The organism is Solilutibacter silvestris (assembly GCF_050574925.1).
Classification (GTDB): Bacteria; Pseudomonadota; Gammaproteobacteria; order Xanthomonadales; family Xanthomonadaceae; genus Solilutibacter; species Solilutibacter silvestris_A.
Genome location: NZ_JBCMOO010000002.1, coordinates 1,145,778 through 1,170,350, shown reverse-complemented (window position 1 = coordinate 1,170,350; position 24,573 = coordinate 1,145,778). Strand labels below are relative to the sequence as shown.

Annotated in this window: 25 protein-coding genes; 10 read left to right on the top strand and 15 right to left on the bottom strand. The window is 66.1% G+C overall.

Features of this window, described 5'->3' with window-relative positions:
* Window positions 1-5: 5 nt before the first annotated feature.
* Window positions 6-221, bottom strand: a complete 216-nt coding sequence (gene rpsU, locus ABE093_RS06050) for a 30S ribosomal protein S21 (RefSeq protein ID WP_166294057.1) — start codon at window positions 219-221, stop codon at window positions 6-8.
* A 94-nt stretch (window positions 222-315) separates the two neighbouring features.
* On the opposite strand from rpsU, the gene tsaD reads away from it, so the two are divergent.
* The 3 genes from tsaD to folK are packed head-to-tail and all read left to right on the top strand — an operon-like array spanning window position 316 to window position 2,204.
* On the top strand, window positions 316-1,344 hold the full coding sequence (gene tsaD, locus ABE093_RS06045; protein ID WP_430759927.1) for a tRNA (adenosine(37)-N6)-threonylcarbamoyltransferase complex transferase subunit TsaD: 1,029 nt from the start codon (window positions 316-318) through the stop codon (window positions 1,342-1,344).
* A 13-nt stretch (window positions 1,345-1,357) separates the two neighbouring features.
* Window positions 1,358-1,714: a dihydroneopterin aldolase gene (gene folB / locus ABE093_RS06040; RefSeq protein WP_430759926.1), complete on the top strand. Its 357-nt coding sequence runs from the start codon at window positions 1,358-1,360 to the stop codon at window positions 1,712-1,714.
* Window position 1,715: 1 nt separating this feature from the next.
* A complete protein-coding gene (gene folK / locus ABE093_RS06035; RefSeq protein ID WP_430759925.1) occupies window positions 1,716-2,204 on the top strand; it encodes a 2-amino-4-hydroxy-6-hydroxymethyldihydropteridine diphosphokinase in 489 nt (162 codons plus the stop codon).
* A gap of 5 nt (window positions 2,205-2,209) precedes the next feature.
* On the opposite strand, the gene ABE093_RS06030 is transcribed toward folK, so the two are convergent.
* Window positions 2,210-2,965 carry a pteridine reductase gene (locus tag ABE093_RS06030; RefSeq protein ID WP_430759924.1) on the bottom strand — a complete coding sequence of 252 codons (756 nt, stop codon included), beginning with the start codon at window positions 2,963-2,965 and terminating at the stop codon, window positions 2,210-2,212.
* 76 nt (window positions 2,966-3,041) lie between these two features.
* On the opposite strand from ABE093_RS06030, the gene ABE093_RS06025 reads away from it, so the two are divergent.
* Window positions 3,042-4,223, top strand: a complete 1,182-nt coding sequence (locus tag ABE093_RS06025; protein ID WP_430759923.1) for a class I SAM-dependent methyltransferase — start codon at window positions 3,042-3,044, stop codon at window positions 4,221-4,223.
* A 1-nt stretch (window position 4,224) separates the two neighbouring features.
* Here the strand turns inward: ABE093_RS06025 and ABE093_RS06020 are convergent, their stop codons facing one another.
* The 7 genes from ABE093_RS06020 to ABE093_RS05990 form a co-directional block, all read right to left on the bottom strand.
* The gene (locus ABE093_RS06020) at window positions 4,225-5,442 is read right to left on the bottom strand and encodes a multifunctional CCA addition/repair protein (protein WP_430759922.1); all 1,218 of its coding nucleotides are present in this window, start codon (window positions 5,440-5,442) and stop codon (window positions 4,225-4,227) included.
* Between the two features lie 5 nt (window positions 5,443-5,447).
* Window positions 5,448-7,406 (bottom strand): transglycosylase SLT domain-containing protein, encoded by a 1,959-nt coding sequence (locus tag ABE093_RS06015; RefSeq protein ID WP_430759921.1) that lies wholly within the window; start codon window positions 7,404-7,406, stop codon window positions 5,448-5,450.
* A 79-nt stretch (window positions 7,407-7,485) separates the two neighbouring features.
* Window positions 7,486-8,256, bottom strand: coding sequence for an endonuclease/exonuclease/phosphatase family protein (locus tag ABE093_RS06010; protein WP_430759920.1), 771 nt, complete (start codon window positions 8,254-8,256; stop codon window positions 7,486-7,488).
* 4 nt (window positions 8,257-8,260) lie between these two features.
* Complete coding sequence (locus ABE093_RS06005; protein WP_430759919.1) at window positions 8,261-9,040, bottom strand: thiol:disulfide interchange protein DsbA/DsbL; 780 nt, start codon at window positions 9,038-9,040, stop codon at window positions 8,261-8,263.
* Window positions 9,037-9,837 carry a thiol:disulfide interchange protein DsbA/DsbL gene (locus ABE093_RS06000; RefSeq protein WP_430760101.1) on the bottom strand — a complete coding sequence of 267 codons (801 nt, stop codon included), beginning with the start codon at window positions 9,835-9,837 and terminating at the stop codon, window positions 9,037-9,039. Before ABE093_RS06000 ends, ABE093_RS06005 begins: the two co-directional genes overlap by 4 nt.
* Complete coding sequence (locus ABE093_RS05995; RefSeq protein WP_430759918.1) at window positions 9,837-10,478, bottom strand: thiol:disulfide interchange protein DsbA/DsbL; 642 nt, start codon at window positions 10,476-10,478, stop codon at window positions 9,837-9,839. The genes ABE093_RS06000 and ABE093_RS05995 overlap by 1 nt, the downstream gene beginning before the upstream one ends.
* 95 nt (window positions 10,479-10,573) lie before the next feature.
* Window positions 10,574-11,443, bottom strand: a complete 870-nt coding sequence (locus ABE093_RS05990) for a c-type cytochrome (protein ID WP_430759917.1) — start codon at window positions 11,441-11,443, stop codon at window positions 10,574-10,576.
* Window positions 11,444-11,551: 108 nt separating this feature from the next.
* Between ABE093_RS05990 and yihA the strand changes: the two genes are divergently transcribed.
* Window positions 11,552-12,184: a ribosome biogenesis GTP-binding protein YihA/YsxC gene (yihA, locus tag ABE093_RS05985; protein ID WP_430759916.1), complete on the top strand. Its 633-nt coding sequence runs from the start codon at window positions 11,552-11,554 to the stop codon at window positions 12,182-12,184.
* Window positions 12,185-12,194: 10 nt separating this feature from the next.
* Here yihA and ABE093_RS05980 read toward each other — a convergent pair whose 3' ends face one another.
* The 3 genes from ABE093_RS05980 to ABE093_RS05970 form a co-directional block, all read right to left on the bottom strand.
* Window positions 12,195-13,181, bottom strand: a complete 987-nt coding sequence (locus ABE093_RS05980) for an MBL fold metallo-hydrolase (protein WP_430759915.1) — start codon at window positions 13,179-13,181, stop codon at window positions 12,195-12,197.
* 96 nt (window positions 13,182-13,277) lie between these two features.
* Window positions 13,278-14,123 (bottom strand): helix-turn-helix domain-containing protein, encoded by an 846-nt coding sequence (locus ABE093_RS05975; RefSeq protein ID WP_430759914.1) that lies wholly within the window; start codon window positions 14,121-14,123, stop codon window positions 13,278-13,280.
* Between the two features lie 36 nt (window positions 14,124-14,159).
* Entirely contained in the window at window positions 14,160-16,037 is a 1,878-nt protein-coding gene (locus ABE093_RS05970) for a glycoside hydrolase family 13 protein (protein ID WP_430759913.1), read from the bottom strand.
* Window positions 16,038-16,170: 133 nt separating this feature from the next.
* On the opposite strand from ABE093_RS05970, the gene ABE093_RS05965 reads away from it, so the two are divergent.
* Window positions 16,171-17,550 carry a glutamate--cysteine ligase gene (locus ABE093_RS05965; protein WP_430759912.1) on the top strand — a complete coding sequence of 460 codons (1,380 nt, stop codon included), beginning with the start codon at window positions 16,171-16,173 and terminating at the stop codon, window positions 17,548-17,550.
* A gap of 24 nt (window positions 17,551-17,574) precedes the next feature.
* Here the strand turns inward: ABE093_RS05965 and ABE093_RS05960 are convergent, their stop codons facing one another.
* The gene (locus ABE093_RS05960) at window positions 17,575-18,534 is read right to left on the bottom strand and encodes a hypothetical protein (RefSeq protein ID WP_430759911.1); all 960 of its coding nucleotides are present in this window, start codon (window positions 18,532-18,534) and stop codon (window positions 17,575-17,577) included.
* Window positions 18,535-18,634: 100 nt separating this feature from the next.
* Between ABE093_RS05960 and frmR the strand changes: the two genes are divergently transcribed.
* Genes frmR through fghA form a run of 3 tightly spaced genes read left to right on the top strand, consistent with a single transcriptional unit; the run spans window position 18,635 to window position 20,885 of the window.
* Window positions 18,635-18,910: a formaldehyde-responsive transcriptional repressor FrmR gene (gene frmR / locus ABE093_RS05955; RefSeq protein ID WP_430759910.1), complete on the top strand. Its 276-nt coding sequence runs from the start codon at window positions 18,635-18,637 to the stop codon at window positions 18,908-18,910.
* 14 nt (window positions 18,911-18,924) lie between these two features.
* Window positions 18,925-20,043 (top strand): S-(hydroxymethyl)glutathione dehydrogenase/class III alcohol dehydrogenase, encoded by a 1,119-nt coding sequence (locus ABE093_RS05950; protein WP_430759909.1) that lies wholly within the window; start codon window positions 18,925-18,927, stop codon window positions 20,041-20,043.
* A complete protein-coding gene (gene fghA, locus ABE093_RS05945) occupies window positions 20,040-20,885 on the top strand; it encodes an S-formylglutathione hydrolase (RefSeq protein ID WP_430759908.1) in 846 nt (281 codons plus the stop codon). The genes ABE093_RS05950 and fghA overlap by 4 nt, the downstream gene beginning before the upstream one ends.
* A gap of 14 nt (window positions 20,886-20,899) precedes the next feature.
* On the opposite strand, the gene ABE093_RS05940 is transcribed toward fghA, so the two are convergent.
* Complete coding sequence (locus ABE093_RS05940; RefSeq protein WP_430759907.1) at window positions 20,900-21,145, bottom strand: DUF6582 domain-containing protein; 246 nt, start codon at window positions 21,143-21,145, stop codon at window positions 20,900-20,902.
* Between the two features lie 127 nt (window positions 21,146-21,272).
* Here ABE093_RS05940 and ABE093_RS05935 point away from each other — a divergent pair, with 127 nt between their 5' ends.
* Window positions 21,273-23,906 carry a phosphoenolpyruvate carboxylase gene (locus ABE093_RS05935; RefSeq protein ID WP_430759906.1) on the top strand — a complete coding sequence of 878 codons (2,634 nt, stop codon included), beginning with the start codon at window positions 21,273-21,275 and terminating at the stop codon, window positions 23,904-23,906.
* A gap of 3 nt (window positions 23,907-23,909) precedes the next feature.
* Here the strand turns inward: ABE093_RS05935 and ABE093_RS05930 are convergent, their stop codons facing one another.
* A complete protein-coding gene (locus tag ABE093_RS05930; protein WP_430759905.1) occupies window positions 23,910-24,572 on the bottom strand; it encodes an ATP-binding protein in 663 nt (220 codons plus the stop codon).
* Between the last annotated feature and the right edge of the window lies 1 nt (window position 24,573).

Sequence of the window (24,573 nt, the reverse complement as noted above, 5' to 3'; positions counted from 1 at the left end):
ACGGCTCAGTACAGGCGCTGGCGCTTGGTGACGTCGCGCGACATGCGGCGCGCCTGACGCTTCACGGCAGCAGCAGCCTTGCGCTTGCGTTCCTGGGTCGGCTTTTCGTAGAACTCGCGCTTGCGCACTTCGGCCAGCACGCCTGCCTTTTCGCAGGTGCGCTTGAAGCGACGCAGGGCAAATTCAAAGGGTTCGTTTTCGCGGACTTTGACGGCAGGCATGTGATGTTCCGAGTGAAAACCGGCCAGACGACCGGAGTGAGCCGGGGATGATAGCCCATTCACCGGGAGCCGTGCAAGCCGGTATCCTGAGCGGATGAAAGTGCTGGGCATCGAAACTTCCTGCGACGAAACCGGCGTGGCCGTCTACGACACCGCCCTGGGCGGCGCGCGCGGGCTGGTGGCGCAGGCTGTTTATAGCCAGATCGAGCTGCATGCCCAGTACGGCGGGGTAGTGCCGGAGCTGGCCAGCCGCGATCACGTCCGCAAGACCCTGCCGCTGGTCCACCAGACCCTGGACGAGGCCGGGATCGCCCCCGGTGAGATCGGCGGAGTGGCCTATACCGCCGGTCCCGGGCTGGTCGGGGCGCTGCTGGTCGGAGCCGGGGTGGCGCGTTCGCTGGCCTGGGCCCTGGACGTTCCCGCGATCGGCGTCCATCACATGGAAGGCCACCTGCTGGCGCCGCTGATGCAGGACGAGGCTCCGCCCGAGCCGCCGTTCGTGGCCCTGCTGGTTTCTGGCGGCCATACCCAGCTGGTCCATGTCGAGGCGATCGGTCGCTACCGCCTGCTGGGCGAAACCCTGGACGATGCCGCCGGCGAGGCCTTCGACAAGACCGCCAAGTTGATGGGGCTGCCCTATCCGGGCGGTCCGCAGCTCGCGGCGCTGGCGCAACAGGGCACGCCGGGACGATTCCATTTCGCGCGGCCGATGACCGATCGCCCCGGTCTCGATTTCAGTTTCAGCGGCCTGAAGACCCAGGTGCTGCTGGCGTGGCGCGACAGCGACCAGTCCGATGCCACCCGCACCGATATCGCCCGCGGCTTCGAGGATGCGGTGGTCGACACCCTGGCGATCAAGTGCGAACGCGCGCTGGAAGCCGCCAGCTGCGACACCTTGATCGTCGCAGGTGGCGTCGGCGCCAACCGCCGGTTGCGCGAGAAGCTGCACGTCATGACGACGGCGCGTGGTGGTCGCGTCGCGTTTCCGCCGCCGGCCTTGTGCACCGACAATGGCGCGATGATCGCCTTCGCCGGCGCCTTGCGCCTGGAGGCGGGACAACGGCAGGGGCTGGAGATCGGCGTGGTGCCGCGTTGGGACATGGCGACGCTGCCCGCGGTTTGAATCTGGAGAGCATGTGAGCGACATCGTCTTCATCGAAGGCCTGGAAATCGACGCCCTGATCGGCATCTACGACTGGGAGCGGCGCATCCGCCAGACGTTGGTGTTCGATGTCGAGATGGCCTTCGACAACCGCATTCCGGCGGCCAGCGACGACATCGAGGACACGCTCAACTACAAGGCGGTCAGCAAGGCGCTGATGGCTTACGTCGAAAGCACCGGCTTCGGACTGGTGGAGACGTTGGCGGAGCGTTGCGTCGAACTGATCCTGCGCGACTTCAAGGTGTCGCGGGTGCGCCTGAAGCTGAGCAAGCCGGGCGCGGTGCGTGGCGCGCGCGCGGTCGGCGTGGTGATCGAGCGGACACGCGACTGACATGGGCCATGCACTGCTGAGCCTCGGCAGCAATGTCGATCCCTTGCGTCATCTACAGGCGGCGGCCGATGCGCTGCGCGCGCGTTTCGGCGAGGTGCGGCTGTCGTCGATCCATCGCTATCCGGCGGTGGGGTTCGCGGGTGGAGACTTCCTCAACGCGGCGGCGGTGATCGACAGCGATCTCGATCCGCAAGCGCTCAACGACTGGCTGCACGCGTTGGAAGATGCGCATGGACGCGATCGCAGTGGCCCGCGCTTCGGCGATCGCACGCTCGATATCGACATCGTCTATTACGACGACCGGGTGATGGAAGGCGAGGGCCACCTGCAATTGCCGCGCCCGGAAATCCGCCACGCCTTCGTGCTGAAACCGCTGGCGGAAATCGCGCCCTGCTTCATCGATCCGGTGCAGCGCGAATCGTTGGCGGCATTGTGGGCGCTGCATCCGGACCACGACACGCAGTTCGAACGGGTCGACTGGAACGCTTGATCGCGTCAGCCGTCGAGCAGGCGGCCGCCGTCGACGTGGACGACTTCGCCGGTGGTGAAACGCGCGGAAGCCAGCAGCCAGTGCACCGCTTCGGCGATGTCGTCCGGCGTGCCGGTGCGTGCCAACGGCGTGCGCGCGACGATCGCGGCCTGGCGCGCGGCTTCGTTTTCGCCGGTGTCGGCTTCCGGCCACAGGATGGCGCCCGGCGCAACGGCATTCACGCGCACGTCGGGCGCGAGTTCCAGCGCCAGCGATTTCGTCATCATGACCAGTGCAGCCTTGCTCATGCAGTAGGCGGCATGCGCGCGCAGCGGCCGTTCGCCGTAGATGTCGGTGATGTTGACGATCGCGCCGTGGCTGGCACGCAGATGCGGCGCGGCCGCCTGCGCAAGGAAGAACGGTGCGCGGGCGTTGGCGTCGAACAATGACTGCCACTGCATTGGCGTGGTTTCACCGACGGGGGTCGGGAAGAAGGTCGAGGCATTGTTGACCAGTCCGTCCAGCCGTTCGAAGCGTTCGATGGTGCGGGCGACCAGTGTTTCGGGTGCATCGGATCGGGTGAGATCGGTTTGCAGCAACAGCGTGCTGTTCGGGCGCGCGGCCTCCAGCGCGTCGCGCAATGCGGTCGCTTCCGCTTCCGAGTCGCGGTAGTGCAGCGTGATGGCGTAGCCCCGGGCATGCAGATGACGCGCGATCGCCGCGCCGATGCGCTTGGCCGCACCGGTGACGAGGACGACGGGGGAGGACGATTGGGCTTCCATCCCGTCATGCTCGCATGGGCGACGTGACCGTGCAGACGAGGCGAGTATTCTGTCCGCCTGCCGCGACGAGACCGCCATGACTGCTTTGCCGCCCCCCGATGCCGACGCCCAGGCGCACAGCGCCGAACTCGCCGCCGCGATCCGCCAGGAAATTCGTGCGTCCGGCAACAGCATCCCGTTTTCGCGTTTCATGGAACTGTGCCTGTACGCGCCGGGACTGGGTTATTACAGCGCGGGCGCGACCAAGTTCGGCGGTGCCGGCGACTTCGTGACCGCACCGGAACTGGGGCACCTGTTCGCCGAATGCATCGGCGAGGCGATCGCGCCGGTACTCGAAGAGTTGGGTGAAGGGCGCATCCTCGAAATCGGTGGCGGCAGCGGCGTCTTCGCCGCCGACCTGCTGCACCACCTGCAAGCGCTGGGACGCCTGCCGGAGCGCTACTGCGTGCTCGAGCCGAGCGCGCAGCTGCGCCAGCGCCAGCGCGAACACTTGCAGAAGGTGTTGCCGGCCGAGGTCTTCGCGCGCGTTGAATGGCTGGATCGCCCGTTCGAACATGCGTGGAACGGCATCGTCTTCGCCAATGAAGTGCTGGACGCATTGCCCACCACGCGCTTCGCCATCGCCGAAGAAGAAGTCTGGGAAGACCACGTCGCACTCGACAAGAGCGACGCCTTCGTGGTGATCGGGCGTCCCGCCGATGCGCTGGTGACCGCGGGCGTGCGCCATGTCGAGCGTTCGCTGGAGCAGCCTTTTGCCGAGGACTACCGCTCGGAACTGCTGCCGCAACTGCCGTACTGGGTGCAGGCGGTGATCGGCCCGATGCAGCGCGGTGCGCTGCTGTTCGTCGATTACGGCTATGCGCGCAGCGAGTACTACCAGCCGCAGCGCAGCGATGGCACCTTGCGCGCGTTCCGTCGCCATCATGTCGTCGATGACGTGCTGGCGTGGCCGGGCCTGCAGGACATCACCGCGTCGGTCGATTTCACCGCGCTGGCGGAAGCCGGGACTGGAGCCGGTTTCGATCTTGCCGGCTACTGCAGCCAGGCGAGTTTCCTGATGGGCAACGGCATCGATCGCCGGCTGGCGGCCGCGGAAGCGCATGTCGCCGATGAAGTGGCGCACTTGCGCCTGCGCCAGCAGGTGAAGCGCCTGACGATGCCGGAAGAGATGGGCGAGCGCTTCCAGGTGATGGGCTTCTCGCGCGACGTCGAGTTCGGACACGCGTTCCTGATCGGCGACCTGACCTACCGGTTGTGATTCAGCGTCGCGCTTGCGCAATCGCCACGATGCGCGCCTTGCGGATCGCTTCGCCCAGCGCGGGTCCGGGCGGTGTATCCGCGAATGCACCGGCATTGACCGCGCGCGCAACGGCGAACAACCGCTGCAATTCCGCCGCCTGCGGATAGGGTTGATCCTCGAGTCCGGCGCGCCCGCGCTTGTCGGCTTCGCAGACCAGCGCGAGTTGTCGCGCGCGATCCGGCTTGCGGAAGGCGTCCATGCGTTCGAACAGCTTCAGCACGGTCTCGTCGCGCAACTCGTCGAGGCGATGCACGTTGAGATGCTCGCGACAGGCGATCTCCGCGAGTTGGCGATGCTCGTTCGGCACCTTCAGTCGCGCAGCGAGTGCCTGCAACGGGGGTATACCGCGCTGTTCGTGCATCACGTGTTTCGGCAGTTCGTCGGCTGGCGTCAACGCCTTGCCGAGATCGTGGGTGAGCGCGGCAAAGCCGATCAGGTCGTCGCTTGGCGCCAGCTTCACCGCCATATCGCAGACCAGCTCGATGTGCGCTCCGGTGTCGATCTCCGGATGGTATTCCGCGCGTTGCGGGACGCCATAGAGCCCGTCAACCTCGGGCAGGACGACGTTCAACGCATCGCAATCGCGCAAGGTGCGCAGGAAGGCGGACGGCTGCACGCTGCGCAACGCACGCGACAGTTCCTGCCAGACGCGTTCCGGCACCAGGGCCTCGAGTTCGCCCGACGCCACCATGTCGCGCATCAACGCCCGCGTTTCCGGTGCGACCGTGAAACCCAGAGATGCGAATCGCGCCATGAAGCGCGCCGCACGCAGCACCCGCAGCGGATCTTCGGCGAAGGCGGCGCTGACGTGGCGCAGCGTGCGTGCCTGCAGGTCGGCGACGCCACCGAAAGGATCGATCAGCGTGCCGTCTTCGGCCTGTGCGATCGCGTTGATGGTGAAGTCGCGACGGCGCAGGTCGTCTTCCAGCGTGACGTCGGGCGAGGCATGGACGACGAAACCGGTGTAACCGCGCCCGGACTTGCGCTCGGTGCGTGCCAGCGCGTACTCCTCGCCGGTCTGCGGATGCAGGAAGACCGGGAAATCGCGCCCGACCTGGCGATAACCACGTTCGATCATCTGTTCCGGCGTCGCGCCGACGACCACGAAGTCGCGATCGCCAGGCGGCAAGCCCAGCAATGCATCGCGCACCGCGCCGCCGACGAGGTAGACCTGCATCGCGCTCAGTTCCCGAGTTCGCAGGTCGGGGCGATGCGTTCGCCATCGAGACGGCCGGCGATGCGATCGGAGAGGCGCAGCATCTTGCCGTGCATGCGCCAGTCGTACATCACGCTGAAGCCGAGCACGCGCGGGACGTATTCGCGGGTTTCCTTGTACGGAATCGCCTCGATCCAGGCGTCGATGTCGAGCTGCGGGCGCTGCGACTTCCAGTGCGCGGCGGCATTCGGCCCGGCGTTGTAGCCGGCGATCACCACCGGCAGCGATCCGCCGGCCTTGTCCAGCCCTTCGCGCAGGTAGGCGCTGCCGATCGCGATGTTGCTGGGGCCGTCGTACAGGCTGTTGCCATCGACATAGGCGATGCCGCTGCGACGTGCAACGCGCTGTCCGGTTTCCGGAATGAGCTGCATCAGCCCGCGAGCATCGGCGTTGGAGCGCGCGCGCGGATCGAACAGGCTTTCGGCGCGGATTTCGGCGGCGATCCACGCCGGATCGAGACGGCTGGCGGTGGCGGCGCGCTCGATGTTGTCCTGGTAGTGCAGCGGGAAGCGCAGTTCGAGCAGGCGCATTTCCTGGGGCTGGTCGCGATCCATGCCGAAGGCGGCGCGATCGAACCATTGCTGCGAAAGGGCATCGCGCACCGCGGCCAATCGTTGTGCCGACGGCGATGTTTTCGCGGCAGCAGTCCATTCGCGGTTGGCCCAATCGTTGCGACCGATGCGATGCAGCGCCAGCGCGCGCTGGAACCCGACGGATTGCAGGGGCGTCTGCGGCGTCGGCAACGGGCACAGGCGATAGGGCTGGTGCAGGCGATCGGCGGCCATGAAACCGTAGAACTCGCTGTTGCGCGCGGCATCGACATAGGCGGCATGCGCCTGTTCGCGCTGTCCGCCCTGTTCCAGTGCGCGCGCGAGGAAATAAATCCAGCGGGTATCGCCGCGCAGCTTGTCGGGCATCGCGCGGATCGCCGCCAGTGTCGCTGGCCAATCCCCGCGCCACAGCGCATCGCGGGTGCGCAATTCGTGCAGGGCATCGTCGAATGACGACGCCGGCACGGCGGTGAAACGTTGCGGCGTGCGCGGATCGTGGTCGATCGCCGAGGCGCGTGCGATCGCCGCCAGCACGCGACCGCGCTGGGCATCGTCGAGGGTGAACGCGCTGTTCCACTTCGGCAGCGCCGCTTCGGCGTTGTCGGGATAGTTCTTGGCGTCCTGCTCCAGTCCGGCGGCGATGACCGCGCGACTGCGTGGGGTCTTCGGCCATGCCATCGCCGAATCGCGCGGTGCGCCAAGGAAGTCGGCGTATTCGCCGGCGAGCTTCGCCTGGTCGGGCGGCAGGCCCTTGCCGGCTTCGCGCATCACCGAAGGCAGGCGCTGCTCCAGCGCGGCATCGAAACGATCCCAGCGCAGTGCGTCATCGACGCCACCACGCTGTTCGAGGATCGCCATCGGTTCGCGGCAGGCGCTGGTCCACGGTCGCCCGGACCGCCACACCTTGCGCGCGTCCTGCGTCCACCCGGCATCGAAACGGCCGAGCTTGGCTTCGGCCAGCAGGTCGAGGCAGCGGTTGGCCTGCGAATCGCTGCCGTCGATGTCGAGCGACGACAGTGCGTTCCAATCCTGTCGCCGCGCGAGTTCCGCCCGCCACATGTCGGCGAGCGCATTGCCCGCCGGTTGTCCGGCATCGCGGCGCAGGGCGGCATTGACGTCGCCGGCCGATGCCGTCGACAGCATCTGGCGGATGCGCGCATAGTCGAGCCATGCATGCAGCGGATGATTGGCCAGCGCGCGATCCTGCGTTGGCGTCAGGCGTCCCTGTTCGGCGGCCACGAGCGCCGACTGCATCGCGGCATCGGAGGGCGACAGTGGTGGAGGCGTTTGTGCTTCCGCCGCGCCATGCGGCGTGCAGGCAACGAGCATGCACAACACGGGGAGGAGGATGGCGCGCGGCGGACGGTTGTTCATTCCCCGACTATAGCCGTGCTGCTTGAACGGACGGTGGATGCGTGCGCACGCACCAGTCAGCGCGTGCCTCCGGGCACGCTCAGCGCGCCAGTGCGTGCCCGGGAATCTCGAGGTCGGCCGACAGCGCGAGATGGTCGGATGCCGCCGCCTGCATCACCTGCAAGCTTGCCAGCGCAATGCCGTCGGTCGTCAGCAGGTGATCGATCGCGCGTTGCGGTCGCCAGCTGGGGAAGGTCGGAACATGATGCTGCGGGGGCTGCAGGCGGGTGGTGCGGAACAGTCGCGCCATCTCCGGCTGTTCGATGCTGCAGTTGAAGTCGCCCATCAACACCGCGTTGGGCGCATCGGCGAGCAATTCGGCGATGAAGCCCAGTTGCACGTGCCGCGACATCGCGCCCAGCGAAAGATGCGCGATGGCGACGCGCAAACCCTCGGTGCCGGAACCGAAGCGTGCGAGCAGCACCCCGCGTCCCTTCACCCGCCCAGGCAGCGGGTGATGCTCGACCTCGACCGGTTCGATCCGGCTCAGCAATCCGTTCGCGCTGGAGGCGACGCCGCCGACGCTGCGGTTGGGCTGGTGCGTCCAGTAGGCGAAACCGCCACGGGTGGCGAGGTAGTGCGTCTGGTTGGTGAAGCCGGAACGGAAACTGCCGGGATCGGCTTCCTGCAGGCCGACGATATCGTGCTGGCCGGCGATCCGCGCGATGGCGTCGAGCGCACCGCGCTTGCCGCCCAGCGGCAGCACGTGCGACCAGCTGCGAGTGGCGTAATCGCTGTAGCGACGCGTGCTGGAGCCTGCCTGGATGTTGGCGCTCAGCAGACGCAGGCGGTGCATGGAAGGATCCGGCATCGGTTTATTTCCCGGTGCCGCTCTCCCGGGCGATCAGCGCGCTGGCGATGCGCAGGTCGTCGAGTTGGGACGGACCCTTGATGCGGTACTTGCCGTTGACGATCAGCGTCGGCGTGCCTTCGATGCCGCTGCGCACTTCGAAATCGTGCGCCTTCTGCATCTGCTGCTGCACTTCCGGACTGGCCATCGTCGCGCGGAACGTCTTGGCATCGAAGCCCTGTCCGCCCAGCCACGCCGCGATGCCGTCGCCATTGGACGCCGGCGGCAACGATTTGTCGCCGTGGATGCCGTAGAACATGCGGGTATGGATCGCGGCCAGCTGGCCGGTCTTCAGCGCGGCGAAATAGGTGCGACCGAGATCCGAGGCGGCGCCGCCGGCAAGCGGCAGCGGGGTGACGCGCACGTTCCCCGGCTGCTGCTTGGTCCACGCTTCCAGCAGCGGTTCGAAATCGGCGCAATGCGGGCAGCTGTAGGCAAACACTTCGACCACTTCGACCTTGCCGTCGAGCGGTTGGAAGGGCTGGCCGTTGGCGATCTCGTCATAGTCCTTGCCGGCGACCGCAGGCTTGGACTTGGCTTCGGCGATGGCCTGGGTGGCCGCATTCGTCGCCATCTGCACCAGCCTGGCGTCGAACGGCAGCGGCTGCGTCGGCGTCGCCACCGGCTTGGTGGCCGACGTCGCCGCGCCCGGCGATTTCTGCTGGCAACCGGCGATCGCCAGCAGGGACATCGCGATCAGCGCGGGAAGACGCATGCGCCTGGGCAGCGCGGCGTTCGTGCTCAATGGCCACCTCGTGCGGCGCGTTCCTGGGCGATCAGCTTGTCGGCGATCTTGAGCTGGTCTTCGCGGGTGCTGCCTTCGGGGCCGGTGATGCGGTACTTGCCGTCGATGATCATCGTCGGCGTGCCTTCGACGCCTTCGGCCTGGATGTACTGCTTGGCCTTGGCCAGCTTGCCTTCCACCGCGAAGCTCGACGCCGCCGACTTGAACTGCGCGACATCGACGCCCTGGCGACCGTAGAACGCGGCGATCGCATCCATGCCGTCATTGCCACGCTCGCCCTTCAGCGCCTGCTTGATGTGGATTTCGTCGTACAGCGGCTGATGGGTGCGCTCGGTCACGCCCAGCACGTCGGCGGCGTAGTAGGCGCGCGCATAGTCGTCCCACATGCGGCCGAACAGCGCCGGGACGTGGACCACGCGGACATCGGACGGCAGCGACTTCGCCCACGGCGCGAATTGCGGTTCGAACGCGGCGCAGGCCGGGCAGACGTAGTTGAAGACTTCGACCACTTCGATCTTGCCGTCGGCAGGTTCGAACGGCTGGCCGTTGGCGATCACGACGTAATCCTTGCCCTCGACCGGCGCAGGTCCGGTCGGCTGGTGCGAGACCGGCGGCGCCGGCGGCTGGTTCGATGCGGTGCTGGCCGGCGCGCTGCCGTTCGCAGCGGTGTCGCTGGCGGCAGGCGTGGACGCTGCCGGAGTGCTCGCGGCCGGAGCGGTGGTGTCGGAGCCCGGCTTGCAGGCGGACAGCGTGGCGACGATCGCCAGCGTGGCGACGGAAACGAGGGTACGGGCGATCACAGTTTGCCTCCGTGGATCTGGGCGGTGAGACGGTCGAGGATATCGAGTTGATCTTCGTAGCTGCGGCCAAGCACCTTGTACTTGCCGTTGACGATCAATGTCGGGGTGGTGTCGGCCTGTGCGGCGACCACGAAGGCGCGGTCGCGCGCGAGGTCGGCCTTGACCTGCGGGGACTGCATCAGCGCCAGCAGCTTGGCCGGCGTGCTGCCGAACGGCGCCATGAAAGCCGCGTATTCCTCTGCGCTGGGACGGGCCGGCATGGTCTGGTCGTCGTGGATGGCGCGGAACATCGCCGGATGCACGCGCGGCAGCAGGCCGGCATGCTGCGCGGCGAAGGCGGCCGCGGCGCCGGGCGAATCGGGATCGGAGGGCAGGTAGACCATGCGCACCCAGGCCGGCTGGCGCGAGGCCCAGGCCGAGATCATCGGCGCGAAGTGGGCGCAGTGCGGGCACCACCAGGCATAGACCTCGACGACTTCGACTTCGCCCTTCTTCAACGCCTGCCAGGGGTGCGCGCCGGCTACAACGTCGTAGTCGGTGCCTTGCACCAGGGGCGCGGTCGAAGTGGCGGCGGAAGCCGGAAGGGCGGCGCCGATGGCGATCAGTCCGGCGATCAACAGGGAGGAGAGCAGGCGCATGGCGACCTCTGGCAAAAAAAAGCCGGCCCGATCATGGGCCGGCGTGATGATCCGGAACGTGAACGGTATGACTGCCCACGCGAGGGAAAGTTCCCTCAATTCTTCGACGGCTGCGGAGAGGCTGCCGCAGCGGCCTTGGCGGCAGCCACGTCGGCGGGGCTGGCCTGGTCGGCGCGGTTGTGCAGGCCCTGCAGATAGGTCGCCAGGCCCTTGATCTCCTCGTCGGAGAGGTTCTTGGTCTCCAGCGCCATCAGGCCGAACAGCTTGTCGTCCTTCAGCGTGCTCTGGCCGCCGCGATACTCGGTCAGGCGCATTTCGACGTACCAGGACTGCTGGCCACCGACGTGCGGATAGGCCGGACCCGGATTGCCGTCGCCGGCGGGGCCATGGCAGGCGGTGCAGGCGACGATGCCGCGGCCGGCATCACCCTGGCGATAGAGCTTCTCGCCGACCTGGTAGAGCTTCTTGCCTTCGTACGGACCGCTGGTGATCGCGGTGTCGTCGGCGATGCCGGCGCCCGAATGCTGCGTCTGGAAGTAGGCGCCGAGATCGCGCATGTCCTGCGGCGACAGGGCCTGGGCGTAGGGAATCATCAGCGAGGCGTTGCCGTCGGTGCGCAGGCCGGCCTTGAACAGGGCCAGCTGCTTGGCGACGAACAGTTCGCTCTGGCCGGCGATGCGCGGGTACAGCGCAGGATTGGCGGTGGCGTTGCCATCGAGGCCGTGGCAGGCGGCGCAGGCGCCGGCCTTGGCGGCACCGGCCTTGGCATCGCCCCAATGGGTCTTGGCCAGTTCGGCATATGCGTTGGGATCCTGCCCGGCCTTGCTCGCGGGCGCAGCCGGTGCGGCAGCGGCGGGCTTGCTGTCCTTCGCCGGTGCGGCGGGGACCGTGGACTGGGCGTAGGCGACGGCAGCGATGGCGAGACCAGCCAGACCGACGAGGCCGTAAGCGCGGATGTGACGCATGTGAACTCCCATGAGACCCGGGACCGGCATCGGCCGGCCGCAACTGATCGATTATCCGTGCCGACCCGGAGGCGGTCAACGCGAGCCAATGCCCACTATCCTGTCGACATGAGTCTGCCCTTCCAGCGCGCCCGTTATCTCCTGTCCGCCCACACCGCCCGCCAGCTGCCCGCTGACGAAGGCCATGAAGTCGCGTTCGCCGGACGTTCCAACGCCGGCAAATCGAGCGCGCTGAACGCGATCTGCCAGCAGAATGCGCTGGCCCGCGTCTCCAAGACGCCGGGCCGCACGCAGCAGCTGGTCTATTTCGACATGCCGCCGCTGGCCGATACCTACCTGGTCGACCTGCCCGGTTACGGCTATGCCAAGGTGCCGAAGGAGATGCAGGAACACTGGCAGGCCTTCATCGCCAGCTATTTCGAAACGCGGCGCGCGCTGTCGGGACTGGTGGTGGTGATGGACATCCGCCATCCGTTGAAGGAATACGACCTGCAGATGCTCGGCTACGCGGTGCGCCGCGGTTTGCCCGCCCACGCCTTGCTGACCAAGGCCGACAAGCTGTCGCGCGGCGCGGCGATGAACACCTTGCACGCGGTGCGCAAGGAACTGGCGTCGGCGTTCGGCGACAGCGTGAGCGCACAAGTGTTTTCCGGGGAATCGAAGCAGGGCGTCGACGAGGTGCGCACGGTGCTCGCGCGCTGGCTGGAGTTGCCTGCAGGCAAGACGCCCGGCCACGTTTGAAACGTTGCGATTACGGCTGCGTTGGCGGGATCGGCAAGAATTCCGCCGGCACCCACGCATAGCGTTTGCCATCGTGGCGGATGTGGCCGAGTCCGGGGAAGGACACATGTGCGGCGCCGACCCACCAGCCATTGGCCACGGCTTGTTTCAGCAGATTCTGGCGTGCGGCAACGGCGCGCTTGATGTCGGCATCGCCGGCATAGGCGATCTCGGGATGCGAGAACTGGATGGCGCGGAAATGCAGGCTGTCGCCCCAGACGAGCAGCTTCTGATTGGCGCCGCCATCGAACAGATATGCGCTGTGCCCGGGCGTATGCCCGTGGCTGGCGATCAACGTCGCGCCGCCGGGTAGCGCATCAGTGGTCTTGAACAGACGCAGTTTGCCGGCGGCCTGGTATGGCGCCACCGCCTTGCGTGCCATCGCGAACAAGGGACGGAACATCGCGGGCACCGCCGGATCGCTATCCCGCTTGGGGTCGAGCCAGTAATCGCCATCCTCGCGTGCCAGCCACACGGTCGCATTCGGATAGGCCGGCTGGTCGTTCGCATCGAGGATGCCGCACAAATGATCGGGGTGCGCATGCGTGATCAGGATGTCATTGACTTGCTCGGGCGCGTAGCCCGCAGCTTTGAGATTGGGCAGCACTTGTGCCAATCCCGGCCCGAAGCAGCTTTGGGCACCGGTATCGACCAGGGTCAAATGGCCACCTTCCTGGACAAGGAAGGCATTCACCGATGTATGCAGGCCATGGGGGCCTTCTGGCACATACTGATCGCGCAGCAATGCGCGCGCACGCGATGGAGTCATGCCGCGCAGATCCGTCAGTGGCAGGTCGACGGTGCCGTCGAACAGGGCGGTCACCGTCAATCGTCCCAACGGCAGGCGGTAGTAGCCCGGCACTTGTGTCGTCGTTGCAGGTGCTTGCGCCTGCATCGGCAGTGCAACGGCCAACAGCAACGCGACGGCGGCGGAGCGCACGAACTTGGATACGGACATGAACATGGGAGTCTTCGGCATGCGGCGTGGACCGCGACTTCCGCCATCTTGTCTTGCGTCGCCGATGCGAAGCGTTCAATCGCGTGCGTCAAACGCTCACGGTGGAGTGGACGCGTTGCCGATCCGGCTCGGCTCCAGGCCATAGCGCTCGATGAATCGCTGCACGAAGCTGGAGACGGAGCGGTAACCGACGCTGGCGGCAACCGTCTTCACCGGCCAGCGCGTGGTGTAGAGCAGATTCATGGCGCAGGCCAGCCGCGCCGAGGCGATGACATCGCGCAACGAGGTGTTTTCCGAGGCCAGCCGGCGACGCAGCGTTGCGCCGCTGAGCCCCAGCGATTCCTCGAAGTGATGCGATTGCCACTCGCGACCGGGTTGCGCCGAGATCATCTCGCGCAACTGCGCCGCCAGGCTTGGCGGTGGTGGCGCCAACAACGCGGTGTAGCCACGACGGCACAGGGTCAACAACAGGCCCGTCATTGCCAGTCGTGCTTCGGTCAGCCCGGCGGCTTGCGCAGCATGGATCCAGTGCCGGAGTTCGCTGTCCAGATCGGTGACATCCACCTTGGCGATGTCGTCGCTGTCGTTGCAAACGTGTTGATCCCACAAGAGCCGTGCCGCTTGCAAGGCTTCCTTGCAGAATGCTCCGGCCAGGGTCAGGTACAGGCCCGTATCGGGATCCGGAATGTTGACCACGTCCAGGCGACAGGGGCGCAGCATCAGAAAGACGTCACCTGGACCGAACTCAAGCGTCTGGCCGACGCTATGCACGCGCTTGCGACCCTGCAGCACGATGGCCATCGCCGGTTCTTCGATGTCCACCGATTTGACGCCGTGCTCATGGCGCGCGGTGATGCAGGCATAATCGAATGCGCGCGGGCAGTCGGTCAGCGTGGCCAGTTGCGCCAACAGTGCCTGTTTCGGGGTCAGCGCTGGATTCATCGGCGCAGATGCTACACCTGCGGGCGTGCATGCCGCCTATTCGATCTGCAGGATCGTTGCCGACTTCGCTGGCAGCGTGAGCGACGCGCCGAATTGCATGTCGCGATCGTTCAACACGTCGTACGCGCGTTCGCCCGGCTTGATGAAATCGCCGAAACGATCGAGCGCCACGGTTTTCGCGGCATCGCCCTTGTTGAGCGCGACCATCACCGCCTTGTGCCTGTCGTCGTGGCGGAAGTAGACGTAGACCGATCCATCCGGCGCGAAATGGGTGAGTCGACCGCTCTGCACTACTGGCGTGCGCTTGCGCCACTCGAACAGCTTGCGTACGTAGTCCTGCGCATCGCGTTGCGCCGCCGACAGTCCCTTGCCGGTGAAGGCATCGGCAGCGTCGCCATTCCAGCCGCCCGGCATGTCGGCGCGCAATTCGCCGTCGTGGCGATCCTTCGGTCCGCGCACCAGCACTTCCGATCCGTAATAGAACTGCGGGGTGCCGCGTGTCGTTGCGATGTAGGCCATCGCGATCTTCCACAAGCCGACGTCGCCATCGAGATGCGCGAGCAGGCGCGTGGTGTCGTGGTTTTCGGCGAAGACCACCAGTCGCCCGGGATCGGGATAGAGGAAGTCGTTGGCGAGCATTTCGTACAACGGAATCCAGCTGCTGTCCGGACCGTGTTCGGCCAGCGGCAACACGTCGCGCAGCGTGGTGTGGATCGGGAAATCCATCATGCTCGGCATGTGGGGCACGTGCCCGTCGGGGTTGATCTTTCCGCGTTGCCAGTGGGCGACGATCGCCGGATTGACGCTCCATTCTTCGCCGACCATCGCGAAGTCCGGGTATTCCTCGAGGATTTCCTTCGCCCACTGCGAAACGAAGGCGGTATCGGCGTAACCGAACGTATCCTCGCGGATGCCGGAGAGATCGGCGTATTCGATCCACCACAGGCTGTTCTGGATGAGATAGCGCGCGAGATGCGGATTACGCTGGTTGAGGTCGGGCATGTCCTTGACGAACCAGCCATCGAGGAAGGTCCTGCGGTCCTGCGGCGCGGCATGCGGGTCCTGCAGGGTGGTGCGGCGATGGTTGGTCTGGAAGAACTTGCCGCCGTTGTTGATCCAGTCGCTGCTCGGCAGGTCCCGCATCCACCAGTGCCCGGAACCGATGTGGTTGAGCACCACGTCCATGATCAGGCCGATGCCGCGCGCCTTCGCTTCGCGCGACAGTGCACGGTAATCCGCGTTGCTGCCGAAACGCGGATCGACGCGGTAGAGGTCGGTGATCGCATAGCCGTGGTAGGAGAATTTCGGCTGGTTGTTCTCCAGTACCGGCGTCGACCACAGCTGGGTGAAGCCAAGCCCGGCGATGTAGTCGAGATGCTGGCGGATGCCGGCGATGTCGCCGCCATGGCGACCATTCGGGTTGCCGCGGTCCAAACCCTCCATGCCGGCGACATTGTCGTTGCGCACGTCGCCATTGGCGAAGCGGTCGGGCGTGACCAGATAGATCGCATCGCGGGCATCGAAGCCGCGACGTTGCGCGGAACCGGCCGTGCGCGCGTCGAGTCGCCATGGATGCGTGGCGACGACTTTGCCGTTCTCGACGAATTCGATGACGAACTCGCCGGGCCTGGCGTCCCGCGCGACCGCCACTGTCACGAACAGGTAATTGGGATTGGCGACCTTGGCGACATCGACGATGCGCACGCCCGCGTAAGCGACGCGCGGCGTGGTGGTGGCGATCCCGTCGCCATGCACCATCAACTCCACGCGGTCGTGCTTCATCCCCACCCACCAGCTGGCGGGCTCCAGATGGTCGATGACCAGATGATCGATGGCATGCCGGTCGGCGGCCAGCGCGCGCGTCGGCAGGGTCGCCGCGATCAACAGCAGGCAGGACGCGAGCGCGATGCGCATGGGGCTTCCTTCGACGGGGATTTCCGCAGGCTACGCCGCGCATCCGCGCGCGCCAACATGGGCGTCGCGGAATACGTATGCAGCGCGCGATCCGCCCCCGTATAGTGATCACCCCGCGAAGTGCGAGCCACCCATGTCCGGTCCTTCCGCCAGCAACGACACGCTGATCACCGACTATCGCCAACTGGTCGATGTCATGGCTTCCGGCGAGAAGCCGCGCGAGGCGTGGCGCATCGGCACCGAGCATGAGAAGTTCGGCTTCCGCCTCGACGACCTGCGTCCGCCGGAATTCGACGGTGAGCGCGGCATCGAGGCGCTGTTGAAGGGATTGGCGCGTTTCGGGTGGACGCCGTTCGAGGAACACGGTCGTGTCATCGCGCTGACACAGGGCATGGCCTCGGTGACGCTGGAGCCGGCGGGACAGCTGGAACTCTCCGGCGCGCCGCTGGAAACCATCCACGACACCTGTCGCGAAGTCGGCACGCATCTCAACGAAGTGCGCCAGGTCGCCGACGAACTTGGCCTCGGATTCCTCGGCATGGGCTTCCAGCCGAAGTGGCGTCGCGACCAGATGCCGTGGATGCCGAAGGGTCGCTACAAGATCATGCGCGAATACATGCCCAAGGTCGGCAAGCTCGGCCTCGACATGATGACGCGCACCTGCACGGTGCAGGTCAATCTCGACTACGCCAGCGAAGCCGACATGGTGAAGAAGTTCCGGGTGTCGCTGGCGCTGCAGCCGATCGCCACCGCCTTGTTCGCCGACTCGCCGTTCACCGATGGCCAGCCCAACGGCTACCAGAGCTATCGCTCGCACATCTGGACCGATACCGACGGCGATCGCACCGGCATGCTCGACTTCGTGTTCGAGGACGGCTTCGGTTACGAACGTTATGTCGATTACCTGATCGACGTGCCGATGTACTTCAGCTATCGCGGCGGCGAATATCTCGACCTGTCCGGCAGGTCGTTCCGCAAGTTCCTCGCCGGCGAGCTCGACGAATTGCGCGGCGAGCTTCCGACGATCCGCGACTGGAACGACCACATGACCACCGCCTTCCCGGAAGTGCGGCTGAAGAAGTACCTGGAAATGCGCGGCGCCGACGGCGGCCCGTGGGGGCGGTTGTGCGCCTTGCCGGCGTTCTGGGTCGGATTGCTCTACGACGATGCCGCGCTCGATGCCGCCTGGGACCTGGTCAAGGATTTCACCATGGAAGAACGCCACGCCCTGCGCGATGGCGTGCCCAAGCATGCATTGAAGCTGCCGTTCCGCGGGGCGACCGTGCGTGAACTGGCGATCGAGGCATTGAAGATTTCGTTGGCCGGACTGCAGCGTCGTGGTCGCACGAGCAACGGCAGCTGCACCCGCGACGGCGCCGACGAGTCCGGCTTCCTGCAACCGTTGCTGGAAATCGCCGAAGCCGGGCAGACGCCGGCGGAGCGCAAGCTCGAACTCTTCCATGGTCCGTGGAAGGGTTCGGTCGATCCGGTGTTCAGCGAATACGCGTACTGATCGTTCGTCGATCCGTTGGCAGGATCAGCGCCGACGCCCGTTGAGTTGACGCGATTCGGTGTTGCCGACGACCACCGAGACGCGCACGGTCTTCGAGAGTTGTCCGTCCAGTGGCGCGAATTTGTAACGCGCCAGGACAGACTTCATCTGTCGGGTGACGGCTTCGTTCGGCACGAAATTCTCCAGCACGACGCGTCCGATCTGTCCGGAAGGCATCACTTCGACAATCCATGAAGCGGATGCCGCGCTCAGGTCGTCGAGCAGGTTGTGGTACCAGGAACTCGATCCGGAGACCGTGTACGGCAGCAGGGAATCCTGCGCCGATGCACGCAGATGCAAACCATTCTGGCGTTCGCGCATGCGTTGCTCCACGTCGTCGCCGTGATCATGCAGGTAGGCGTTGAGATCCTCGTTGACCAGGCGGCGCGGCAGGGATGGCGGAACGTGGTTCCAAAGGAATTCGACGCGCCCAAGCAGGTTGGCGTTGTAGGCCGAACGCTCGTACTGCGCCGCGTCGGCGTCCTTGGCGCCGGCGACAAGGACGTGATCGACGAAATACAGATAGACCTGCGTCCATTTCATCGCCTCGCGGGTATTGGCATGGCGCATTTCCATTTCGGCCAGATCGGCATACGCAGGCAGGTAGCCGCTTTCGGCCATCGGCAGGATCAGCTCCCGCGCCTTCGCCACGTCCTGGGGGAGCGGGTTGCCGGGCAGGTATTCGCCATGCCGATAGAGCTGGCCCAGCGTATAGCCGAATTCCGGGCATTCCTTCATTTGCGCCAGGCGTTGATAGGCGGCCAGTGCCGCCGCACGACGGTCGGCGGGAGCCTGCGGATCAAGCAGGTCGAGAATCGTGCCGTGGGGCAATGCGGCGTAAGCGGCATCGCAAGTGTTGCCGGCTTCGATCTGGTCCAGCGCATGCGCGCGCGGCGCGACCGCCATCAGGATCGCGGCCACCAGGCCGATTGTCGTCGTCTTCATCGGAACTCCCCTTCCGACCATTGGTCGATCAAGTGTCGCATGCATGCGTGAGCTTGGGGTTGTGGATATACTCCCCTCTAGTATCTGCCCCGATCGCTGCATGCCGCATTCCCCCGCCGACAAGAAGAAAGCGCTCACGCGCGTGCGACGCATCCGCGGCCAGGTGGATGCGCTCGAACGTTCGCTGGAAGCCGGTGCCGATTGCGCGCCGGTATTGCAGCAGCTTGCGGCCGTGCGTGGCGCGGTGAACGGGTTGATGTCCGAAGTGCTGGAAAGCCACCTGCGCGAGGAATTCGGGCAGGCAACGAAATCACGTGGACGACGCGAGCACGGCATTGATGCCGCGGTCGCGCTGGTCCGCTCCTATCTCAAGTAATCGCAGGAGAGCCCATGAAATCCCGAGCCGCCGTTGCCTTCGCCGCAGGCGAACCGTTGCAGATCGTCGAGATCGACGTCGCCCCGCCGAAGAAGGGCGAAGTGCTGGTGAAGATCACCCACACCGGTGTCTGCCACACCGATGCCTTCACCCTCAGTGGCGATGATCCGGAAGGCCTGTTTCCGTGCGTGCTCGGGCATGAAGGCGCGGGCGTCGTCGTCGAAGTCGGCGAAGGCGTGACCAGCGTGAAGCCGGGCGACCACGTGATTCCGCTCTACACGGCCGAGTGCGGCGAATGCCTGTTCTGCAAGTCGGGCAAGACCAATCTCTGCACTTCGGTGCGCGCTACGCAAGGCAAGGGCGTGATGCCCGATGGCACCTCGCGCTTCAGCTACAACGGCCAGCCGCTGTATCACTACATGGGGTGTTCGACGTTCAGCGAGTACACGGTGGTCGCGGAAGTGTCGCTGGCGAAGATCAACCCGGAAGCGAACCACGAGCACGTCTGCCTGCTCGGTTGCGGCGTCACCACCGGCATCGGCGCCGTCCACAACACGGCCAAGGTGCAGCCCGGCGACAGCGTCGCGGTGTTCGGTCTCGGCGGCATCGGGCTTGCAGTGGTGCAGGGTGCGCGCCAGGCCAAGGCAGGGCGCATCATCGCGATCGACACCAATCCGTCGAAGTTCGACCTCGCGCGTTCGATGGGCGCGACCGACTGCGTGAATCCGAAGGAGCACGACAAGCCGATCCAGCAGGTGATCGTCGAGATGACCGGCTGGGGCGTCGATCATTCCTTCGAATGCATCGGCAACGTCAATGTGATGCGCGCGGCTTTGGAATGCGCGCATCGCGGCTGGGGCCAGTCGGTGATCATCGGCGTCGCCGGTTCCGGGCAGGAAATCAGCACGCGTCCGTTCCAGCTGGTGACGGGACGCAAGTGGATGGGCACGGCATTCGGTGGCGTGAAGGGCCGTTCGCAATTGCCGGGCATGGTCGAGGACGCGATGAAGGGCGAGATCGAACTCGCGCCGTTCGTGACGCACACCATGGGGCTGGAAGGCATCAACGAAGCCTTCGACCTGATGCACGAAGGCAAGTCGATCCGTTCGGTCGTCCATTTCCAGCCGTCATGAGTGCGCTCGAACGCATCGAGCATCGTGCCTGCTTCGGCGGCTGGCAGGACGTCTGGCGCCATCATTCGGACGTGTTGGGTTGCGACATGAACGTCGCGGTCTACCTGCCGCCGCAGGCCGCGCATGAACGTTGCCCGGTGCTGTACTGGTTGTCCGGCCTGACCTGCACCGAGCAGAACTTCATCACCAAGGCCGGTGCGCAACGGTATGCGGCGGAACACGGCGTCATCATCGTTGCGCCGGACACCAGTCCGCGTGGCGATGATGTCGCCGATGCCGATGGCTACGATCTCGGCAAGGGCGCGGGCTTCTACGTCAATGCCACGCAGGCGCCGTGGTCGACGCATTACCGCATGTACGACTACGTGGCGAACGAATTGCCGGCGCTGGTCGAGGCGAATTTTCCGGCCGCCACGGCGCGCGCGATCAGCGGCCATTCGATGGGTGGGCATGGCGCATTGACCATCGCACTCAAGAATCCCGGTCGCTACCGCAGCGTCTCGGCGTTCTCACCCATCGTCGCGCCGTCGCAGGTGCCGTGGGGCGAGAAAGCGTTCACGGCCTATCTTGGCGAGGATCGCGCGGCGTGGAAACAATCCGATGCGGTCGAACTGGTGAAGTCGAATTCAACGGGCGAAAAACTGCCCCTGCTGGTCGACCAGGGCGCCGCCGACGAATTCCTCGCCCCCCAGCTGAAGCCGGAATTGCTGCGCGAAGCCTGCGCCGTCGCCAATCATCCGCTGACGCTGCGGATGCAGCCCGGCTACGACCACAGCTATTACTTCATCGCCAGCTTCATCGGCGACCACATCGCGCATCACGCCCGGGCGTTGCGCGATTGAGGTCGGCAAACTCGCTAATGGGGTTTGCCAAGCTCGCGCCAACCACTCTCGTGCAGCTCGACATCGAATTTGCGCGCGGCGGTTTCGATCCGCTTCCAGGCGGCATCGCGCTCGCTGTCGCTGACGTCTTCCACCTGGTCGAAGCGCGCGACCGCATTGCGGACGTGCTTCGCATCGTGGATCGGCAGCTTGCGTTCCTTGGGGAAGGCGAATTCGCCCGCCGGCATGGCGTTGCGATCGCGGGTCTCGAGTTCGGACATGACGGGTCTCCTCACTGACGAGGGGCCAGCCTGTGCCCCGTGGGCGAAAGCGCCCGTCAAGGAATCGTTTGCCGTCCCGAAAACGGTGAATTGCTGCGGTGCCGCAATAAAGGCATAGTCTGGGGGGATGAGCCAGATCTCCGCTGCCGAGGCACCCCTGCGCGAATCTTTGCGCTTCGCCGAGACCGACACCTTGCTCCGCGATGACGTCCGCCGCCTCGGCGTGCTGGTCGGCGCGATGCTGGGCGAACAGACCTCTCCCGCCTTCCTGGAAACCGTCGAGGCATTGCGGCGCGAAGCGATCGCGCGCCGCGAGAAGCAGTTGCCGATCGCGGCGTTGACCGCACGCCTGGAACAGGTCTCGATCGCCGATGCCGAAGCGCTGGCGCGGGCATTCGCCGCCTACTTCCGCGCGATCAACCTGGCCGAACGCGTGCACCGCATCCGCCGTCGCCGCGACTACCAGCGCACCGGCGCCGGCGCGCAGCCGGGCAGCCTCGACGCGGTGTGCGCGCAGCTACAACGCGATGGCGTGATGCTGGCCGATGTCGAGGCGTTGCTGCCGTCGTTGCGGATCGAGCCGGTGCTGACCGCGCATCCGACCGAGAGCGTGCGACGCGCACTGCTCGACAAGGAGCACGACATCGTCCGCAGGCTGGTCGCCGACATCGACCGCACCCGCACGCCCGACGAGCGCGAGGGCGACACCGCACGCATCCGCCAGGCGCTGACGACCGCCTGGCAGACCGCGGAAGCGTCGCCGCTGCGCCCGACCGTCGCCGACGAAACCGCGCACGTCGGCTTCTATCTCGGCGAAGTGCTGTATCGCGTGTTGCCGGCGCTGCATCGCGAATTCGCGCGCGCGGTCGAGGGCGCGTGGGGCGAGTCGGTCGATCCCGGCGAATTCCTGCGCTTCGCGACCTGGGTCGGCGGCGACATGGACGGCAATCCCAATGTCGGCGCGGCAACGGTGCGGGCGACATTGGCATCGCAGCGCAAGCGTGTGCTGACGCTGTACCGGCGCGACCTGCGCACGCTCGACAAGGTGCTGACCCAGACGCTGGATCGCGCGACGGTGTCCGCGGAACTGCGCGAACGCGTGATCGCATACAAGACCTTGTTGCCGGATGCCGCGCCGACCCTGGGCGTGCGTTACGACGACATGCCCTATCGCCAGTTGTTGCACCTGATCGACGCGCGGCTCGCGGCGACGATGGAGGATGCGCCCGGCGCCTACGCCAATGCCGCCGGATTCATCGCCGATCTCGACCTGATCGACGCCAGCCTGCGCAGTGGGCGTGGCGAGCATGCAGGCATCGAAGCGTTGTGGCGGGTGCGCATCCGTGCCCGCAGTTTCGGTTTCCATCTCGCCGCGCTCGACCTGCGCCAGGATTCGGCGGTCCACGAAGCGGCGTTGGCGCAGCCGGCGTCCGATGTCGCCAAGGCGACGCTGGACGTGTTCGCGGCGATCCGCGAGGCGCGCGAACATTACGGCGAACGCGCGCTCGGGCCCTACATCATCAGCATGAGCCGCAATGCCGCCGACGTGCTCGCGGTGCTGACGCTGGCGAGGATGGCAGGGTGCATCGAAAACGATACGGTGCCGCTCGATGTTGCGCCGCTGTTCGAAACCATTGGCGACCTGCGCGCGGCGCCCGAGGTGATGCGCGGCCTGTTCGCCGATCCGGTCTATCGACGCCATCTGGAGGCGCGTGGTGGTCGCCAGATGGTGATGCTCGGCTATTCCGACAGCGCCAAGGATGGCGGCATGCTGTCGTCGCGCTGGACGTTGCAGCGCACCCAGCGCGTGCTGACCGAACTGGCGCGTGAAACCGGCGTGCGCATCGTGTTCTTTCACGGTCGCGGCGGCACGGTGAGTCGTGGTGGCGGCAATTCGGTGCGCGCGGTGATCGCGGCGCCGCGCGGTTCGGTCGATGGCGTGCTGCGGTTGACCGAGCAGGGCGAAGTGATCCATCGCAAGTACGGCATTCGCGCGCTGGCGCTGCGCAATCTCGAACAACTCACCGGCGCGGTGCTGCAGGCCAGCCTGCGACCGCGCGCCGCGGATGCGCGCGAAGAGGCCTGGCTCGAGACGATGGGGGCGCTGGCCGATGCCGCGCGCACGCACTATCGCGCGCTGGTCCACGAGGATCCCGGTTTCGTCGATTACTTCCGCAAGGCGACCCCGATCGACGTGATCGAACGCCTGCAATTCGGTTCGCGTCCGTCGCGTCGCCGCGATGGTGGCATCGATCAACTGCGCGCGATTCCCTGGGTGTTCGCGTGGTCGCAGAATCGTTCGCAACTCACCGGCTGGTACGGCACCGGCACCGCGCTGGAGCGTGGCATCGCCGAACACGGGCTGGAGGCGATGACGACCATGGCGCGCGAATGGCCATTCTTCGCGGCGACGCTGGGCGATCTCGAGGTCGCGCTGGCGACCGCCGACATGGACATCTTCGAGCGCTATTCGCAGCTCGCCGGTGCCGAAGGCGAGCGCTACTGCACGCTGATCCGCGACGAACATGCGCGCGCCTGCGCGGCGGTGCAAAGTCTGCGCGGCAGCGATCGCCTGCTGGCCAACGAGTACCGCCTGCGTCTGGCGATCCGCCTGCGCAATCCCTATGTCGATCCGATCAGCCTGCTCCAGGTCGACCTGCTGCGGCGCTGGCGTGATGGCGATCGCGAGGACGAGGCGGTGTTCACCGCGTTGAAGGAAACGGTGAACGGCATTGCCGCGGGAATCCAGCACACGGGTTGAGGTTCAGCCCGCGCGCAGGAAGTCCGTGTAGTTGAAACGTTCGTCGCGCTGCACGCTGTCGCCGCGTTCCAATGCGATCGGATGATCGAACATCGGTCCCGCCGACACCACGGTGTGGAACTCGCCGCGTTCGCCACAGGGATCGCAGGCCGCCGGAAGATCGTCCAGCAATGCCGTGTCAAAGGCGCGGCCGGAAAACTCGCCGTCGAGCTGGGTGGTGTCGACGCAGCACAGGTGCGCGCGCAATCCGCCGGCGATCATTTCGTGGCCGAGCCGCGTGGTGTCGCTGTCGAAGATCGGGAAATGCGGGTTCCAGTCCAGCTGCGCGCACAGCGATTCACGCCAACTGCGGATATCGACAAGGAACAGGTCGCCGAAGGCGATGTCGCGGATGCCGGGCCAGCGCGACTGCGCTTCGCTCAATGCGTTGGCGAAACTGGTTTCGTAACTGCTGTTGTCGGCCTGCTGCGGGATCCATGCTTCGATCAGCGGCAATCCTGTCGCCTGCGCCTGTGCATGCAGCACGTCGCGGCGAATGCCCTGCATCGACACGCGATCGTAGCCCTGCGTCAGCGTGGTCAGCAGGGCGACGACTTCAATGTCGCCGCGTTGCCGCAGGACATGCAACGCCCATGCCGAATCCTTGCCGCCACTCCAGGACAGCAAG

Coding starts and splice junctions, on each gene's coding strand:
- rpsU (WP_166294057.1), bottom strand. CDS start 221: ATGCCTGCCGTCAAAGTCCGCGAAAACGAACCCTTTGAATTTGCCCTG.
- tsaD (WP_430759927.1), top strand. CDS start 316: ATGAAAGTGCTGGGCATCGAAACTTCCTGCGACGAAACCGGCGTGGCC.
- folK (WP_430759925.1), top strand. CDS start 1,716: ATGGGCCATGCACTGCTGAGCCTCGGCAGCAATGTCGATCCCTTGCGT.
- ABE093_RS06030 (WP_430759924.1), bottom strand. CDS start 2,965: ATGGAAGCCCAATCGTCCTCCCCCGTCGTCCTCGTCACCGGTGCGGCC.
- ABE093_RS06025 (WP_430759923.1), top strand. CDS start 3,042: ATGACTGCTTTGCCGCCCCCCGATGCCGACGCCCAGGCGCACAGCGCC.
- ABE093_RS06020 (WP_430759922.1), bottom strand. CDS start 5,442: ATGCAGGTCTACCTCGTCGGCGGCGCGGTGCGCGATGCATTGCTGGGC.
- ABE093_RS06015 (WP_430759921.1), bottom strand. CDS start 7,406: ATGAACAACCGTCCGCCGCGCGCCATCCTCCTCCCCGTGTTGTGCATG.
- ABE093_RS06010 (WP_430759920.1), bottom strand. CDS start 8,256: ATGCCGGATCCTTCCATGCACCGCCTGCGTCTGCTGAGCGCCAACATC.
- ABE093_RS05995 (WP_430759918.1), bottom strand. CDS start 10,478: ATGCGCCTGCTCTCCTCCCTGTTGATCGCCGGACTGATCGCCATCGGC.
- ABE093_RS05990 (WP_430759917.1), bottom strand. CDS start 11,443: ATGCGTCACATCCGCGCTTACGGCCTCGTCGGTCTGGCTGGTCTCGCC.
- yihA (WP_430759916.1), top strand. CDS start 11,552: ATGAGTCTGCCCTTCCAGCGCGCCCGTTATCTCCTGTCCGCCCACACC.
- ABE093_RS05980 (WP_430759915.1), bottom strand. CDS start 13,181: ATGTCCGTATCCAAGTTCGTGCGCTCCGCCGCCGTCGCGTTGCTGTTG.
- ABE093_RS05975 (WP_430759914.1), bottom strand. CDS start 14,123: ATGAATCCAGCGCTGACCCCGAAACAGGCACTGTTGGCGCAACTGGCC.
- ABE093_RS05970 (WP_430759913.1), bottom strand. CDS start 16,037: ATGCGCATCGCGCTCGCGTCCTGCCTGCTGTTGATCGCGGCGACCCTG.
- ABE093_RS05965 (WP_430759912.1), top strand. CDS start 16,171: ATGTCCGGTCCTTCCGCCAGCAACGACACGCTGATCACCGACTATCGC.
- ABE093_RS05960 (WP_430759911.1), bottom strand. CDS start 18,534: ATGAAGACGACGACAATCGGCCTGGTGGCCGCGATCCTGATGGCGGTC.
- frmR (WP_430759910.1), top strand. CDS start 18,635: ATGCCGCATTCCCCCGCCGACAAGAAGAAAGCGCTCACGCGCGTGCGA.
- ABE093_RS05950 (WP_430759909.1), top strand. CDS start 18,925: ATGAAATCCCGAGCCGCCGTTGCCTTCGCCGCAGGCGAACCGTTGCAG.
- fghA (WP_430759908.1), top strand. CDS start 20,040: ATGAGTGCGCTCGAACGCATCGAGCATCGTGCCTGCTTCGGCGGCTGG.
- ABE093_RS05940 (WP_430759907.1), bottom strand. CDS start 21,145: ATGTCCGAACTCGAGACCCGCGATCGCAACGCCATGCCGGCGGGCGAA.
- ABE093_RS05935 (WP_430759906.1), top strand. CDS start 21,273: ATGAGCCAGATCTCCGCTGCCGAGGCACCCCTGCGCGAATCTTTGCGC.